General features: G+C 73.4%; 11 protein-coding genes. 9 read left to right on the top strand and 2 right to left on the bottom strand.

From position 1 onward, the window contains the following. Window positions 1-84 precede the first annotated feature (84 nt). On the bottom strand, window positions 85-519 hold the full coding sequence (locus ABZ885_RS05420) for a DUF3052 domain-containing protein (protein ID WP_360183613.1): 435 nt from the start codon (window positions 517-519) through the stop codon (window positions 85-87). Between the two features lie 516 nt (window positions 520-1,035). Here ABZ885_RS05420 and aceE point away from each other — a divergent pair. Beyond that, on the top strand, window positions 1,036-3,786 hold the full coding sequence (gene aceE, locus ABZ885_RS05415) for a pyruvate dehydrogenase (acetyl-transferring), homodimeric type (RefSeq protein WP_360183611.1): 2,751 nt from the start codon (window positions 1,036-1,038) through the stop codon (window positions 3,784-3,786). A 168-nt stretch (window positions 3,787-3,954) separates the two neighbouring features. Here the strand turns inward: aceE and ABZ885_RS05410 are convergent, their stop codons facing one another. Next, window positions 3,955-5,559, bottom strand: coding sequence for an MFS transporter (locus tag ABZ885_RS05410; protein ID WP_360183609.1), 1,605 nt, complete (start codon window positions 5,557-5,559; stop codon window positions 3,955-3,957). 236 nt (window positions 5,560-5,795) lie between these two features. Between ABZ885_RS05410 and ABZ885_RS05405 the strand changes: the two genes are divergently transcribed. The 8 genes from ABZ885_RS05405 to ABZ885_RS05370 all read left to right on the top strand — a co-directional run bounded on the left by ABZ885_RS05405 (window position 5,796) and on the right by ABZ885_RS05370 (window position 16,219). After that, on the top strand, window positions 5,796-6,494 hold the full coding sequence (locus tag ABZ885_RS05405; RefSeq protein ID WP_360183607.1) for a TetR family transcriptional regulator: 699 nt from the start codon (window positions 5,796-5,798) through the stop codon (window positions 6,492-6,494). 147 nt (window positions 6,495-6,641) lie between these two features. Further along, the gene (locus ABZ885_RS05400) at window positions 6,642-7,907 is read left to right on the top strand and encodes a sensor histidine kinase (protein ID WP_360183605.1); all 1,266 of its coding nucleotides are present in this window, start codon (window positions 6,642-6,644) and stop codon (window positions 7,905-7,907) included. Next, on the top strand, window positions 7,904-8,578 hold the full coding sequence (locus ABZ885_RS05395) for a response regulator transcription factor (RefSeq protein WP_360183603.1): 675 nt from the start codon (window positions 7,904-7,906) through the stop codon (window positions 8,576-8,578). Before ABZ885_RS05400 ends, ABZ885_RS05395 begins: the two co-directional genes overlap by 4 nt. Window positions 8,579-8,699: 121 nt before the next feature. Further along, a complete protein-coding gene (locus tag ABZ885_RS05390) occupies window positions 8,700-9,854 on the top strand; it encodes an alpha/beta hydrolase (RefSeq protein ID WP_360183601.1) in 1,155 nt (384 codons plus the stop codon). A 96-nt stretch (window positions 9,855-9,950) separates the two neighbouring features. Continuing rightward, window positions 9,951-11,201, top strand: a complete 1,251-nt coding sequence (locus ABZ885_RS05385) for an acyltransferase (RefSeq protein WP_360183599.1) — start codon at window positions 9,951-9,953, stop codon at window positions 11,199-11,201. Between the two features lie 235 nt (window positions 11,202-11,436). Then, the gene (locus ABZ885_RS05380) at window positions 11,437-13,374 is read left to right on the top strand and encodes a galactose oxidase early set domain-containing protein (RefSeq protein ID WP_360183597.1); all 1,938 of its coding nucleotides are present in this window, start codon (window positions 11,437-11,439) and stop codon (window positions 13,372-13,374) included. Between the two features lie 31 nt (window positions 13,375-13,405). After that, on the top strand, window positions 13,406-15,757 hold the full coding sequence (locus tag ABZ885_RS05375; protein ID WP_360183595.1) for a Dyp-type peroxidase: 2,352 nt from the start codon (window positions 13,406-13,408) through the stop codon (window positions 15,755-15,757). Between the two features lie 78 nt (window positions 15,758-15,835). Next, a complete protein-coding gene (locus ABZ885_RS05370) occupies window positions 15,836-16,219 on the top strand; it encodes an MmcQ/YjbR family DNA-binding protein (RefSeq protein ID WP_360183593.1) in 384 nt (127 codons plus the stop codon). Window positions 16,220-16,466 lie beyond the last annotated feature (247 nt).

Here is a 16,466-nt window from a genome sequence, read left to right as displayed (position 1 = left end):
CCTCTCCCGCCCCCCGCCCCCCCCGCGGCGGGCCCCGCCCGCCCCCCCCCCCCCCGCGCCCCGGCCGGCGGTGTCACGGGGTGCTCAGCGCTTGCCGCCCTTGGCGGCCTTGGTCGCCAGGCGGGTGGCCGCCCAGTCCTTGGCGACCGCGATCGAGCTGGTCTGCGAGAGACCGGCGGTCCGCGCCGCGTCGGCGATCTCGGAGGCCTCGATGTGGCCGTCACGGCCGGTCTTGGGCGTCAGCAGCCAGATCAGGCCGCCCTCGGCCAGGTATTCCAGGGCGTCGACGAGGGAGTCGGTGAGATCCCCGTCGTCGTCGCGGTGCCACAGCAGGACGGCGTCGGCGACGTCGTCGTAGTCCTCGTCGACGAGATCCGTCCCGGTGATCTCCTCGATGCCCTCGCGGAGTTCCTGGTCAGTGTCTTCGTCGTACCCCAGCTCCTGGATGATCTGGTCCTTCTCGAAACCGAGACGGTGCGCCGGGTTGGACTTGTCCGCGGGGTCCGCGGTCGCGCTCACGGGAATAACCTCCAGTATTCGGCCCGGCGTCCATGCCGAGGCTGTGGCCGTAGTCCACACGGGCGCGGCGGTTCGCGCAAGTACCCGACCCCCGATCCCCTCCAAAGGTTGACGTGTCGCGGCGGGACACGCCGGTCGACGTGTCGCGAATCACACCGATTTGCCCTTCTCTGCATAGGACAAGGATGCTTCGGGTGGCCCTGGTCCACAGGCCGTACGCGTGCCCGAGATGCGAACGGCATTCGGGTCCGCGCGTGCGCGGGCGTAGAGTCTCCTGTTGGCCCTCACCCCGACCGCCCGCCATCGGACGGTCGGGCAACCAGGTCGGACCACCTCTTTTCGTAACACCCGGTGGTGCGCGGCGCAGGCAACAGCGCCTGTTCCGCGCCCCGCCAGACCGTCCCGCCCGCCGGGCGGAACGGTTACCGATCGGTAGAGATGACGGATCTCCGAGCGCGGTAGCACGATGGAGGCGGCGCGACACACCTAAGTTTCGACCGACAGTGAAGGAACAGCGTGGCTTCCGGATCCGATCGCAACCCGATCATCATTGGCGGCCTTCCGAGTCAGGTCCCGGACTTCGATCCCGAGGAGACCGCGGAATGGCTGGAGTCGCTTGACGCGGCCATCGACGAGCGGGGGCGCGAGCGTGCCCGCTACCTGATGCTGCGGCTGATCGAGCGCGCCCGCGAGAAGCGTGTCGCCGTGCCCGAGATGCGCAGCACGGACTACGTCAACACCATCGCCACCAAGGACGAGCCCTTCTTCCCCGGCAACGAGGAGATCGAGCGCAAGGTCCTCAACGCCACCCGTTGGAACGCGGCCGTCATGGTCTCGCGCGCCCAGCGCCCGGGCATCGGCGTGGGCGGCCACATCGCCACCTTCGCCTCCTCCGCGTCGCTCTACGACGTCGGTTTCAACTACTTCTTCCGCGGCAAGGACGCCGAGGGCGAGTCCGGCGACCAGATCTTCTTCCAGGGCCACGCCTCCCCCGGCATCTACGCCCGCGCCTTCCTCCTGGACCGGCTCACCGAGCAGCAGCTCGACGCCTTCCGCCAGGAGAAGTCGAAGTTCCCGTACGGCCTGTCCAGCTACCCGCACCCGCGGCTGATGCCGGACTTCTGGGAGTTCCCGACCGTCTCGATGGGCCTCGGCCCGCTCGGCGCGATCTACCAGGCCCGGATGAACCGCTACCTGGAGCACCGGGGCATCAAGGACACCTCCGACTCGCAGGTGTACGCCTTCCTCGGCGACGGCGAGATGGACGAGCCCGAGTCGCTCGGCCAGCTGTCGCTCGCCGCGCGCGAGGGCCTGGACAACCTGACCTTCGTGGTCAACTGCAACCTGCAGCGTCTGGACGGCCCGGTCCGCGGCAACGGCAAGATCATCCAGGAGCTGGAGTCCCAGTTCCGGGGTGCCGGCTGGAACGTGATCAAGCTGATCTGGGACCGCAGCTGGGACCCGCTGCTCGCGCAGGACCGCGACGGCGTCCTGGTGAACAAGCTGAACACCACGGTGGACGGCCAGTTCCAGACCTACGCCACCGAGACCGGCTCGTACATCCGCGAGCACTTCTTCGGCGGCGACCTGCGGCTGCGCAAGATGGTCGAGAACATGACCGACCAGCAGATCCAGCACCTGGGTCGCGGCGGCCACGACCACGCCAAGATCTACGCGGCGTTCAAGGCGGCCCGCGAGCACAAGGGCCAGCCGACGGTCATCCTCGCCCAGACGGTCAAGGGCTGGACCCTCGGCCCGAACTTCGAGGGCCGCAACGCGACCCACCAGATGAAGAAGCTGACGGTCGAGGACCTCAAGCGCTTCCGCGACCGCCTGCACCTGCCGATCACGGACAAGCAGCTCGAAGAGGGCTACCCGCCCTACTACCACCCGGGCCGCAACTCCGAAGAGATCCAGTACATGCACGACCGCCGCCAGGAGCTGGGCGGCTACGTGCCGACCCGCAAGGTGCGGCCGCGCAAGCTGGAGCTGCCGGGCGACGACGCGTACAAGGCGGTCAAGAAGGGCTCCGGCAACCAGACCATCGCCACCACCATGGCGTTCGTCCGGCTGCTCAAGGACCTCATGCGCGACAAGGGCATCGGCAACCGCTTCGTGCCGATCGCCCCGGACGAGTACCGCACCTTCGGCATGGACTCGCTGTTCCCGTCGGCGAAGATCTACAACCCGCTCGGCCAGACCTACGAGTCGGTCGACCGCGAGCTGCTGCTGGCGTACAAGGAGTCGCCGACCGGCCAGATGCTGCACGACGGCATCTCCGAGGCCGGCTGCACCGCCTCGCTGATCGCCGCGGGTTCGTCCTACGCGACGCACGGCGAGCCGCTGATCCCGGTGTACGTCTTCTACTCGATGTTCGGGTTCCAGCGCACCGGCGACCAGTTCTGGCAGATGGCCGACCAGCTGGCCCGCGGCTTCGTGCTCGGCGCCACCGCCGGCCGCACCACGCTGACCGGTGAGGGCCTGCAGCACGCCGACGGCCACTCGCACCTGCTGGCCTCGACCAACCCGGGCGTCGTCGCGTACGACCCGGCGTACGGCTTCGAGATCGCGCACATCGTCCAGGACGGTCTGCGGCGGATGTACGGCTCCAGCGAGCAGCACCCGCACGGCGAGGACGTGTTCTACTACCTCACCGTCTACAACGAGCCGATCAAGATGCCGGCCGAGCCGGAGAACGTGGACGTCGAGGGCATCCTCAAGGGTCTGCACCGGTACGCGCCCGGCACCGCCGGCCAGATCCCGGCCCAGATCCTCGCCTCCGGCGTGGCGGTGCCGTGGGCCCTGGAGGCCCAGCGCATCCTCGCCGAGGAGTGGAACGTCAAGGCCGACGTCTGGTCCGCGACCTCCTGGAACGAGCTGCGCCGCGACGCGGTGGAGGCCGAGGAGTTCAACCTGCTGCACCCCGAGGAGCAGGAGCGCGTCCCGTACGTGACCCAGAAGCTCCAGGGCGCCGAGGGCCCGTTCGTCGCCGTCTCCGACTGGATGCGCGCGGTGCCGGACCAGATCTCGCGCTGGGTGCCGGGCCAGTACCAGTCGCTGGGCGCCGACGGCTTCGGCTTCGCCGACACCCGTGGTGCGGCCCGTCGCTTCTTCCACATCGACGCGCAGTCGGTGGTCCTGGCGGTGCTCACCGAGCTCGCCAAGCAGGGCAAGATCGACCGCAGCGCGCTGAAGGACGCGATCGACCGGTACCAGCTGCTGGACGTCGCGGCCGCCGACCCGGGCGCCGCCGGCGGCGACGCCTGACCGGCCGGTAGGCACTGAGGGGCCGGACCTCCACCACGGAGGTCCGGCCCTTCGCCGTTCCCGCCCGGGGAAGGGTTCTCCCCCCGGGCGGGTACGACAACGGCCCCGGACCCTGGGGGGCGGGTCCGGGGCCGCGCTCGTGGCGTCCTCCCGCGGGTGCGGACGGCGTCAGATGTGGACGGCCGGGCCCGCGTCGGTGCTGCCGCGGCGGGTGAGCAGGCCGAGCAGGGCCGCTCCGAAGGCGACCACGGAGGCGACCGCGAAGGCGAGCGACATGCCGCTGACGAAGGAGTCGTGGACGGCGCCGGCCATCGCGTCGACCACCTGCTGCGGGGTGCCGGCCGGGGCGGGCGGGGCGATGCCGAGCTGGGCGGCCTGGTCGAGGCCCGCGGCCTGGGCCCCCTCGACCGGCGGCAGGCCGGCCCCGGCCCACTTCCCGGGCAGCACGTCGGTGACCTCGGCGGCCATCAGCGCCCCCAGCACCGCAGTGCCCAGGCTGCCGCCGACCTGCATCGCGGCCTGCTGCAGGCCGCCGGCCACGCCGGAGAGCTCCAGCGGGGCGTTGCCGACGATGACCTCGGTGGCGCCGACCATGACCGGGCTGATGCCCAGGCCCATCAGCACGAACCAGAGCGACATCACGCCGTTGCCGGAGCCCGCGTCCAGGGTGGCCATGCCGGCCATCGCGGCGGTGGTGATCAGCATGCCGGTCACGATCGGGATCCGCGGGCCGAGCCTGCCGATCGCCAGGCCGGCCAGCGGGGAGCCGACGATCATCATGCCGGTCATCGGCAGCAGGTGGACGCCGGCCTGGACCGGCGACATCCCGTGCACGTTCTGCAGGTAGAAGGTCACGAAGAAGATCGCGCCGAAGAACGAGAAGGCCATCAGCACCATCAGCAGGGTGCCGGCCGACAGCGGCAGCGAGCGGAACAGGCCGAGCGGGATCAGCGGCTCGCGGGCCGCCCGCTGCCACAGCGCGAAGGCCGTCATCAGGACCACCGCGCCGCCCAGGAACAGCAGGGTGGAGACGTCGCCCCAGCCCCACTCGGGCGCCTTGATGATGCCGAAGACCAGCGCGAACATCGCCGCCGAGAGCAGCACGATGCCGGGGACGTCGAAGGACTTGGCGGCCTTCTCGGCCCGGACGTCCTTGAGGACCCAGAGCCCGAGGGCCAGCGCGATCAGGCCGACCGGGATGTTGATGAAGAACACCGACTCCCAGTTGACGTGCTCGACCAGCAGGCCGCCGACGATCGGGCCGGCCGCGGTGGACGCACCGATCACGCCGCCCCAGATGCCGATCGCCATGTTCAGCTTCTCGGCCGGGAAGGCGCCGCGCAGCAGGCCGAGCGCGGCCGGCTGGAGCAGCGCGCCGAACAGGCCCTGGAGGACGCGGAAGGCGATCACCGTCCGGATGTCGCCGGCGAAGCCGATCGCCGCGGAGGTGGCGGCGAAGCCGACCGCGCCGACCAGGAAGGTGGTCTTGTGGCCGAACCGGTCGCCGATCTTGCCGGCGGTGATCAGGAAGACCGCGAGCGCCAGCAGGTAGCCGCTGGTCACCCACTGGATCTCGGAGGGCGCGGCCTTGAGGTCGGCCTGGATGACCGGGTTGGCGATCGCGACGATCGTGCCGTCCAGGGCGACCATCATCACGCCGACCGCGACGGTCAGCAGGGTCAGCCAGGGGTGCCCCTGGAGGCCGCCCCCGGACGGTGTCGTGCGCTGCGGCGGGCGGTCCGCCCGGGTGCTCTTGACGGCGGACTGGCTCATCTGGGGCCCTCCGGAGGCATGGGGCTGCGAAACGGGTTCGGGTGCGACGGGCATGGGTGTGGCGCCCCGGCCCACCCGTCCCCACGAGTTACCCGGCCGTCGGGCGCCACCCCGGGGAGATTATGTCAGCGACTGCCATTCGGCAACCACTGACTTGTGACCTGAACTGACATTTGTCAGACCGCTACAGTTGTGCTCCTGCCCCACGTCCGAAGCCCGTCCGGAAGGCCCCCGCCATGGCCGCTCAGCCCCCGCCCGCCGCCACCGACCCCGCCGGCGGCTCCGGCCCGGGCACCCCGGCCGGCAGCCCCGGCCTGCGCGAGCGCAAGAAGCAGCAGACCCGGGAGGCCCTGATCGACGCCGCCCACCGGCTCTTCCTCGGCCAGGGCTTCGCCCGGACCACGGTGGACGAGATCGCCTCCGCCGTGGACGTCTCCCAGCGCACCTTCTTCCGCTACTTCGCCAACAAGGACGAGGTCGCGCTCGCCGTGCTCGCCGACGCCGAGGACCACTTCATCGGCCTGCTCCGCCGGCGCCCCGCCGAGGAGAACCCGCTCCGAGCGATGCGCGCGGCGATCGTGGAGTCCTGGCGCGACCTCGGCTCCCCGCTCCGGACCGGAAGCGGCTCGGTCAGCCGCGCCCTGGAGCTGCTCCAGATGATCGAGGACAACCCCACCCTGCTCGCCGCCCACCTGCGCCGGGTCACCGAGCAGGAGCGGGTGGTGGCCCAGGTGATCGCCGCCCGGGAGGGCCTGGACCCGGCCGAGGACCTGCGCCCGACCGTGATCGCCGCCGTCTTCGGCAGCGTGCTGCGCGCCGCCCACCTGTCCTGGACCGCCGACCAGGAGGACACCGGCCCCGAGGGCATGATCGCCCTGATCGAGCGCCACTTCGACCAGCTCGGCCCGGCGCTGGCCGGGGACTGGCGGGCCTGAGGCGCCTCCGGCGACGGCGGCCCGCCCCCGTACGTCATACCCGGGTACGACGCCGGATCCCGGCCCCCGGTCCGATGACGGCCGCCCCTCCCCCGCCTAGGCTGGCGGAATGATCAAGCCGCCCTCCGGGCCGGGACGGGTGGCGCCGTGACCGCTCTGCTCGCCCTGCTCGCCCCGCTCGCCCGGCCGTCCGCCGACCACACCCCGCTGTTCGCCCACGCCTCGCCCCGCTGGGTCCGCCACCTGCCCCTGGTGCTCGCCGCGGCGGCCGTCTCCGCCCTGCTGCCCAGCGCGATCAACGTCCTGCACAACGACTACGGGCTCGGCGCCGGGCTGGCGGCGGCCCTCGCCGTCGCCCAGACCGTCCCGCTGCTGCTCGCGGTGAGCCGCCCGCTGCCCGCGTGGTGGATGATCGGCGGCGCCGACCTGGCCGCCTCCGTCCTCGTCCTGCTCCTCGGCAGCGGCTCGGCCAGCCTGCCCTGGCCGGCCACCGGCCTGGTCGGGTACCTGCTGCTGATGCTGCCGCTCGCGCTGCGCGAGCCCCGGCGCGTCCTCGTCCCGGTCTGGCTGGTCACCGCGGCCGTCGGCCTCGCCCTGTCGGTGGCCGGGCTCGGCCGCCCCGGCGGCGACAACAGCGTGCTGGCGCTGGCCCTGACCGGCGCGGTCCTGGTGCTCGGCGGGGCCCTGCGGGAACGGGCCGAGGCCCGCCGGCTGCTCGCCGAGCAGGAGCACATCAGCGAGGCCGAGCGCGAACGGCGCACCCTGCTGGAGGAGCGGGCCCGGATCGCGCGCGAGCTGCACGACGTGGTCGCCCACCACATGTCGGTGATCGCCGTACAGGCGGCCAGCGCCCCGTACCGGATGCCCGGGGTCCCGGCCGAGGCCGCCGAGGAGTTCACCGCCATCGCCAGCACCGCCCGCGCGTCGCTGGCCGAGATGCGCCGGCTGCTGGGCGTGCTGCGCAGCGAGGAGTCCGCCGCCGACACGGCGCCGCAGCCGGGGGCCGGGCAGCTGGCGCAGCTGGTCGAGACGGTCGGCCGGGCCGGGGTGCCCGCCGAACTGGCCGCCCCGCCCGGGCTGGCCGACGCGTTGCCGCCGGCCGTCGGCCTCTCCGTCTACCGGATCGTGCAGGAGGCACTGGCCAACGTCGTCCGGCACGCGCCCGGCGCGCAGGCCTGGGTCTCCCTGGCCGTCGACGGCCACCGGCTGCTAGTCACCGTGGTGAACGGCGCCCCGCCCGCCCGCGCCGAGTCGCTGGAGGCCTCGGCCGAGGGCACCGGCCACGGCCTGGTCGGAATGCGGGAACGCGTCCGGCTGCTCGATGGCAGGCTGGACACCGGCCCGCTGCCGGACGGCGGCTTCAAGGTGGCCGCAGCGCTGCCGCTCGACACCCCCGGGGAGACCACCGCATGACCATCCGCGTGATCATCGTCGACGACCAGGCGATGGTACGGGCGGGCTTCGCCGCCCTGCTGAACGCCCAGAGCGACATCGACGTGGTGGGCGACGCGGCGGACGGCGCGCAGGCCCTGGAGCTCAGCGGCCGCACCCACCCCGACGTGGTGCTGATGGACGTCCGGATGCCCGGCATGGACGGCCTGGAGGCGGCCCGTCGGCTGCTCGACCCGGCCGTCCCCGGCGCCCACCGGCCCAGGGTGCTGATGCTGACCACCTTCGACGTGGACGACTACGTGTACGAGGCGCTGCGCGCCGGGGCCAGCGGCTTCCTGCTCAAGGACGCGCCCCCGGCGGACCTGATCGCCGCGGTCCGGGTGGTCGCGGCCGGCGAGGCGCTGCTCGCCCCCTCGGTGACGCGCCGCCTGATCGAGGACTTCGCCCGGACCAGGCCGGCCAGGCGCCGCGACCCGAAGCTGCGGCTGAACGGCCTGACCCCGCGCGAGACGGAGGTGCTGGAGCTGATCGCCCGCGGCCTCTCCAACCAGGAGATCGCCGCCGGGCTGGTGCTCGCCGAGCAGACCGTCAAGACCCACATCGGCCGCATCCTGGCCAAGCTCGGCCTGCGCGACCGCGCCCAGGCGGTCGTCCTCGCCTACGAGTCCGGTCTGGTGACGCCGGGCCAGTGACGGCCGGCCGGTGATACCCGGGTAGCACCCGGGAGTTGGCCCCGCGGTGTGACGCCCGCGGGGCCGTCGCCTTCCTACCTTCCTCTCCGTCGAGACCGGACGGACGAGGGAGAACACGGACATGCGGCAGCCGCGCACCCGGCACACGACCAGGCGGTTCCGGCGGAGGGCCGCCGCGGCGGCGGTGGCCCTGGCCGCCGTCCTGGGCGCGGGCGGCTGGGCCGCCGACGCCCAGCAGCCCGTCACCGGCCCGCCGCCCGGCAGCGCGGCCTGGGTCGCGGACACCACCCCCGGCCTCCGGCCGCCCGACCCGGGCACCGCCTCCCCCGCCGAGGTGGCGGCCTTCTTCGCCGGGCTTCCGCCCGCCCGGCAGGACGCGCTGGCCGTCCGTCACCCGCTGGTGGTCGGCAACCTGGACGGCGCCCCGGTCCGGCTCCGGTACCGGGCCAACGCGCTGGCCCTCGCCGGGGAGCGCGGGCGCGAACTGGCCCGGGCCGCCGACCCGGCGCTCACCCCGCAGGACCGCACCGCCGCCCGCGAGCGCGCCGAGCGCTACCGCACCCTGCTCGACGGCGGCCGGCAGATCCTCGCCTTCGACCCCCGCGGCCGCGGCCAGGTCGCCGAGGTCCACGGCGACCTCGCCACCGCCCGCCGGACGGCCGTCGTCGTCCCCGGCTCCGACATCGACCTGGGCAGCTTCGACCGGCCCGCCGACCCGTACGGCACCCCGGACGGCATGGCCCGCGCACTGTACGAGGCCACCGGCCGGCAGACCGCCGTGATCGCCTGGGCCGGCTACACCACCCCGCTCGGGCTCGGCCCGGACGCCGCCACCGAGACGCTCGCCCGCGCCGGGGCGCAGCGGCTGGCCCGGCTGCTCGACGGGCTCGCCGTCAGCACCGCGCCGACGGCGCCCGCCACGGTGTTCTGCCACAGCTACGGCTCGGTCGTCTGCGGACTGGCGGCCCCCGGCCCGCAGCAGGCCTCGGGCGTCGTGGTGCTCGGCTCCCCGGGGATGGGCGTCGGCTCCGCGGCCGAGCTCGACCCCCGGGTGCCGGTCTGGGCCACCGCACGCAACGGCTCCGACTGGATCGGCAACGTGCCCAACGTCTCCGTCCTGGGCCTCGGCCACGGCGCCGACCCGACCGGACCCGGCTTCGGTGCCCGCCCGCTGCCCGCCACCGGATCCCACGGCCACACCGGCTACTTCGCCCCCGGCACCGCCTCGCTGGCCGCCTTCGCCGCGGTCGCCCAGGGGCTCGCCGCAGACCGCTGAGCGCGCGCCTCGCCCCCCGAAGAAGCACCCGCAGCACCGGCAGTACCCGGAACAGCCACGGCCCGCCCGACCCGACCCGCCCGAAGGAGCACCGCGATGGCCCACCCGCTCGCCGCCCTGCGCCGCGCCGCCGCCCAGGCCGACGCCCGCACCCCCGACACCCGCGACCGCGGCCTGGACGGGCTGCGCGCCCTCGCCCTGCTCGCCGTCCCGGTCGGGCACTGGCTGCTCGGCGGCTTCACCCGCTCCGCCGACGGCGCCCTGCACAACGCCAGCCCGCTCGGTGCGCTCGGCTTCTTCGCCCCGGTCAGCTGGGTGCTGCAACTGCTCGGCGTCTTCTTCCTGGTCGGCGGCCACTCCTCGGTCCGCTCGCTGGAACGGGCGCGGGCCAGGGCCCGGGCGGCGGGAGGGGACGGCACCGGCTTCGCGGGCTGGCTGTGGGCCCGGGCGGTGCGGCTGCTGCGCCCGGTGCTCGGGGTGGCGGCGGTGTGGGCGCTGCTGGTCCCGTTGCTGGGGTGGCTCGGCGTGCCGGACGACACCGTCCGGACCGGCTCGGTGCTGGTGGTGCAGCCGCTCTGGTACATCGCCGTCTACCTGGGGCTGACCGCGCTCACCCCGCTCTGCGTCGCGGCCGCCCGGCGGCTGCGCGGCTGGTCCGCGGGCCTGCTGGTGGCGGCGGTCGCCGTGGTCGACCTGCTGCGGTACGGCCCGTGGGCGGAGGCGGTGCCGTCCTGGCTCGGGCTGCTGAACGTCCTGCCGGGCTGGCTGTTCGGCTACCAGCTGGGCGTGCTCTGGGCGCAGGGCCGGCTCGGCCGCCCGGCCGCCCGGCTGCTGCTGGCCGGCGGCGGTGCGCTGTTCGCCCTCCTGCTGCTGGCCTTCCACTACCCGGCCAGCATGGTCGGCGTGCCCGGCGCGGGGCGGACCAACTCGCACCCGCCGTCCCTGCTGGTTCCGGCGCTGGCGGCGGTGCAGTGCGGCGCCGCGGTGCTGCTGCGCGAGCGCCTCGGCCGGCTGCTGGAGCGCCGTCCGCTGCTGTGGCTGCCGGTGGTGGTGCTCAACCTCTCGGCGATGACGGTCTTCTGCTGGCACCAGAGCGCGATGCTCGCCGTGGCGGTGCCCGGCGCGGCCGCCGTCGGCACCGTGCCCGGGCTGACCGGCGCCCCCGACTCGCCCGGCTGGGTGGCGGCCCGGCTGGCGCTGCTTCCGCTGTTCGGTGCCGTGCTGGTCACGATCGGGTGGTTCACCCGCCGGTTCGACGGCCCGTGGACGGCGTTCTCCCGCAGCTGGAAGGCGGCGGCCGGCACCGCGGCGGCGCTCTTCGCCGCGTACGCGCTGGGCGTGGTCTGACGCGCCGACCAGGAGCCCCGGCTCGGGCGGGGACTGACGGGGCGTGAGCCATTCGGGCACACGCCCCGTTCGCCGACGACACACCCCCACCAACGCAGTGCATCCGCATGCGAACCACCACGCACTGTGATGTTCTGTGACGGTCGGCAACGACCGCTGCGCCCGCGCCCGCCCACGGCCCGTCCGCCCGCGCCCGCCGGCCCCCTCTCCCGACCTCCCCTCCCCGAGGAGTCCCATGTCCCCGTCCTCACCGCGGCCGCTGTCCCGGCCGCGGGCCCGCCGCCGGCTGACCGGCGTCGCCACCGCCGTGGTCTGCGCGCTGACCACCGGCACCGTCCTGACCGCCGCCGCCCCCGCCCTCGCCCTGGTTCCCGCCCACGGCGGGGGCGACGACCCCGCCCCGCACGTCACCGCGCCCCGGGTGCTGGCCGAGATGCGGGACGACGAGGTCGCGGCACTCGGCCAGGAGCACGCCGAGGAGCACGCCCGGATGCGCGCGGCCGTCCGGGGCGTCGGCGACTACCCGCAGACCACCCGGACCAACCGGCTCAAGGCGCTGACGGACTCCCAGGCCACCACCAACGCCGCCTTCGACAAGGCCACCTTCGGCGGGTTCAACCAGTACTTCCCCTCGCCGGACTTCGGCGACCACGTCGCCCTGCTGCCGACCGGCAAGGTGCTGCTGTTCTCCTTCGAACGGATCGAGACCAACCCGGAGAAGGAGCCCGCGCCGACCCAGACCACCGGCACCGAGAACGCCGGCCGGGCGTTCCTCTGGGACCCGGCCAAGGGCTACGGCAAGGACGCCTTCAAGCAGGTCACCCCGCCGGACGTCGACATGCCGGACGGCCTCGACCAGCCCCGGCCCGCGCCGTTCTTCTGCTCCGGGCACTCCTTCCTGCCCAACGGCATGCTCGGCGTCTTCGGCGGCAACCTGGGCGGCAACGGCGGCACCGGCGCCAAGCTCTCGCTGATCTTCGACCCCTGGACCGAGACCTGGACCAGGAACCCCGACATGTCGGTCGGCCGCTGGTACCCCTCGGTGGTGACCGGCGCCGACGGCCGGCAGCTGATCATGTCCGGCCAGTCCGAGCTCGGCTGGGGCACCCCGACCCCGGTGGTGGAACGCTTCCCCGCCAAGGCCTTCCCGGTGCCGCAGCGCAAGTCCGACGTCCCCAGGAACCCGGTCGACCGGTTCAAGGCGGACGCCCCGTTCAGCCTGGACTACCCCCACCTGTTCTCGCTCAACGACGGCAACGTCTACGGCTTCGGCCGGCAGGCCGCCGAACAGTGGAGGTTCGACCCGGTCGCCGAGTCCCGCAGCGACCTGACCGCCCGCCCGGACGGCCGCAAGCGCAACTACGGCTCGGCCGTCCCGCTGCCCGGCGGCGTCAACGGCCCCGACTCCGCGCTGGTCCTCGGCGGCGACCGCGACAACCCGAGCACCCTGCGCTTCTCCAACGGCAGTTGGACCGCCGAGAAGTCCCGCGCCTTCGGCCGCACCCAGGACGACACCGTCCTGCTGCCCAACGGCAGACTGCTGACCGTCAACGGCGCGTACGACATCCGCGACTACGGCAACGGCCCCTACAACCCCAACGCCGACCTCAAGTACCGCCAGATCGAGCTCCGCGACGACCAGGGCAACTGGAAGCTCGGCCCGGTCCAGCGGCTGCCGCGCGGCTACCACTCCAACGCCGTCGTGCTGCCCGACGGGCGGGTCATGGTGACCGGTGACGAGCTCCAGCAGCTCGCCAACAACCCGGACGTCAACGGCACGGTGAGCGGCGTCCCCGGCACCACCGGCCCGGTCACCATGAACGGCACCATCGAGATCTACGAGCCCGCCTACCTGCACCAGGGCGACCGGCCCCAGCTGGGCAACGCGCCCACCGCCCCGGTCGGCTACGACAAGCGGTTCACCGTCACCAGCACGACCCCGGGCCTCGTCTCGAAGGCCGTCCTGCTGTCGCCGACCACCTCGACCCACTCGGTCAACACCAGCCAGCGCCACATCGACCTGCGGCTCACCAGCCGGGCCGGCAACCGGCTGGAGTTCCAGGCGCCGCCGGACGCCAAGGCCGCGCCGCCCGGCTGGTACATGCTCTTCCTCCTCGACGACCAGGGCGTGCCCAGCGTCGCGCAGTGGATCCAGCTCAGCTCCTCGGCCTGACCCCCACCACCCGGAAGGAACACCGAACACCATGGCAACGGATCTGAGACTCCGCGAGAGCGAAGAGATCCAGGGCGACATCCTCGCCGGCTTCAAGAAGGACAACGTCAGCGTCCTCCTCCTCAAGTTCGAGGACGCCACCCGGGCCCGCGACTGGGTCCGCCGGCTGGTCCCGCAGATCTCGACCACCCGCGAGGTCACCGCGTTCAACGAGGCGTTCAGCGAGGCCCGCAAGTCCTCGGGCGGCGACGACCCGAAGACGCTCAAGGCCACCTGGCTGGGCGTCAGCTTCACCTACGAAGGCCTGCGGATGCTCTCCGCCACCGACCCGTTCCCGGTGCCCCCGCCGGTCGGCAGCGGCCTGGAGGCGTTCAAGGAGGGTTCGGCCAAGCGGGCCGGGGCGCTCGGCGACACCGGCGACAACTCCCCGGAGAACTGGCTCTTCGGCAACGGCAGGAACCAGCCGATCCACGCCCTCCTCAAGATCTCCGCGGACACCGAGCAGGACCTGCAGGCCGCGATCGAGGCCCAGCGCATCGCGGCCGCCGAGAACCGCGTCCTGATCATCTACCAGCAGAACGCCCAGACCCTGACGGGCAGCCGCCGCGGCAAGGAGCACTTCGGCTTCAAGGACGGCATCAGCGAGCCGGGCGTCAGGTTCTTCGACCGGCCGGACCCGGCCAGACCCGAGGAGGTGGAGGGCCACCCGGGCACCCGGATCATCGCGGCCGGCGAGTTCGTCTGCGGCGAGGTGCCCGCACCGGGCAGCTTCACCGACTTCCCCGCGTGGGCGCGCAACGGCTCCTTCCAGGTGGTCCGCCGGCTCGCCCAGGACGTCCCCGGCTGGTGGTCGCAGGTCTCGGTCAAGCTGCGGGAGCTCAAGCAGGCCAAGGCCGTCCCGGAGAGCGCCACCACCGAGTGGCTCGCCGCCCGGATGGTCGGCCGCTGGCGCTCGGGCGCCCCGGTCTGCCACCACCAGGACCGAGACGTCCCGAACAACCCGGGCGCCGCCTCGGACAACGACTTCGACTTCCGGGACGACCCCGAGGGCCTGGTCACCCCGCTCTGGTCGCACCTGCGCAAGACCAGCCCGCGGGCCGGCCTGCAGGAGAGCCCCGACAAGCCCCCGTTCGACGCCGGCGTCCTCGACGGCCGGCGGATCATGCGCCGCGGCACCCCGTACGGGGCCCCGTTCGACCCGGCCTCCGAGGGCCCGGGCGGCCCCGACGACCCGCGCGGGCTGCTCTTCATCTGCTACCAGGCGGACATCCAGCGGCAGTTCGAGTTCATCCAGGCCGACTGGATGGACCAGCCGAACTTCCCGCCGAACCGGGACAGCGGCGGGACCACGCCGCCCGGGCACGCCAACCCCAGGCCGGTGCCCGGCAAGGACCCGGTCACCCAGGAGGCCCCCGACGTCGACTTCGAGAACCGGGAGCCGGACGGCCTGGTCAAGCACACCCCGGTCGGCTTCCTGCAGTTCGTCCAGACCACCGGCTCGGTGTACGCCTTCATGCCGTCCCTCAGCGTCCTCAAGGCGCTCGCCGACGGACAGCTCACCCCCCGCGGCGGGCAGGCCACGGCCCAGGAGCAGGACGGCGGCCGTCCGCAGCCCACGCCGCAGCCCGTGAAGGCGTACCCGTGCGACGAGTTCCTCGCCGTCCCGGACCAGCAGCGCCGCGGCGGGCAGAGCCAGTACTGGGCGTTCCACGGCGACCGGTGCCGGCTGGTCTCGGTGGCCGACGGCTCCGGCCACGCCGACCGCAAGGTCGAGGACGACACCTGGCTGACCACCTGGAGCTGTCTGCAGGGCGTCGGCCGGGTCGACTGCATCCTGCCCATGCCCGACCTGCAGAACCCGGGCGGCAAGAGCTGGTACTGGGTGTTCCACAGCATCGCCGGCCGTCCGCAGCAGTACCGGGCCGTCTCGATCACCTGCGGCACCGGCGGCCACAGCACCGCGCTGGAGCGCCCGGACCGCGACCTCACCGCGTGGGGCTCGCTAAGCGGCGTCGGCCAGGCCGACTGCTGGCTGCCGGTGCCCGACCAGCAGCGGGTCGGCGGCAAGAGCTGGTACTGGGTGTTCCACACCACCGGCGGCCGCCAGCAGTACCGGCTGGTCTCCATCGCCGACGGCTCCGCCCACACCGACGTGCGCGAGCGCACCGACCGTGAGCTCTCCCAGTGGGGCTCGCTGAACGGGCTCGACCGGGTGGACTGCTTCCTGCCCGTCCCCGACTGCCAGCGGGTCGGCGGCCAGAGCGAGTTCTGGGTCTTCTCGGGCCAGCGGTACCGCCGGATCACCGTGGCCGACGGCAGCGGCCACCCGGACCGGCAGGTCGCGGGCGACCGCTCCTGCGACGCCTGGGCTTCGCTGCTCTGACGGACCGCCGGAAGGCCGCCCCCGGTGCGCCGCGCGTACCGGGGGCGGCCTGTCGGAGCCTTGGCCTACGCTGCCCCCATGGTGACGTTCGACGAGTTCCGGGCGCTGGCGCTCGCCCTGCCCGAGGCCGAGCAGCAGCCCACCTGGGAGATCGAGACCCTTCGGGTCCGGGAGAAGATCTTCGCGATGGGCTCCCCGGACGGCGGCACCGTGAGCGTCAAGGCCTCCCGGGAGGACCAGGCCGAACTGATCGCCGCCGATCCCGAGGTCTTCTCGTACCCCAAGTACGTCGGCCGCCACGGCTGGGTCGGCGTCCGGCTCGACCTGGTCGACCGGGAGGAGCTGCAGGGCCTGCTGGCCGAGGCCTGGCGGCGGGCGGCGCCCAGGCGGCTGGTCCGGGAGTTCGACGCAGGTACCGACGTTGGTACCGACAGCGGGGCCGACGCCGGTGCCGACATCTGAACCGGCCGGTAAAGACCGGAGACGCCGGCCGGATGCCTCCGGTTCATGTGATCCATCCCACAGTTTGAGGCGGCCCGGTCCTCCCTGCGGGCCCCTAGGCTGGCCCAGGGAAGTTGGCAGTCGAAGTTGGCAGGCGTACCACCCTCCGGGCCCCGCCCGTGGAACGGTCACGGGCCCCAAGGGAGTTGACGCGATGCGCCGTCGGCGGTGGAAGCATGTACTGATCGGTGCGTTCGCAGGATGCGCC

Source organism: Kitasatospora sp. NPDC047058 (assembly GCF_040643935.1).
Lineage (GTDB): Bacteria > Actinomycetota > Actinomycetes > Streptomycetales > Streptomycetaceae > Kitasatospora.
The sequence above is the reverse complement of the archived record's forward strand: the minus strand, read 5'-3'. Positions and strand labels throughout refer to the sequence as shown.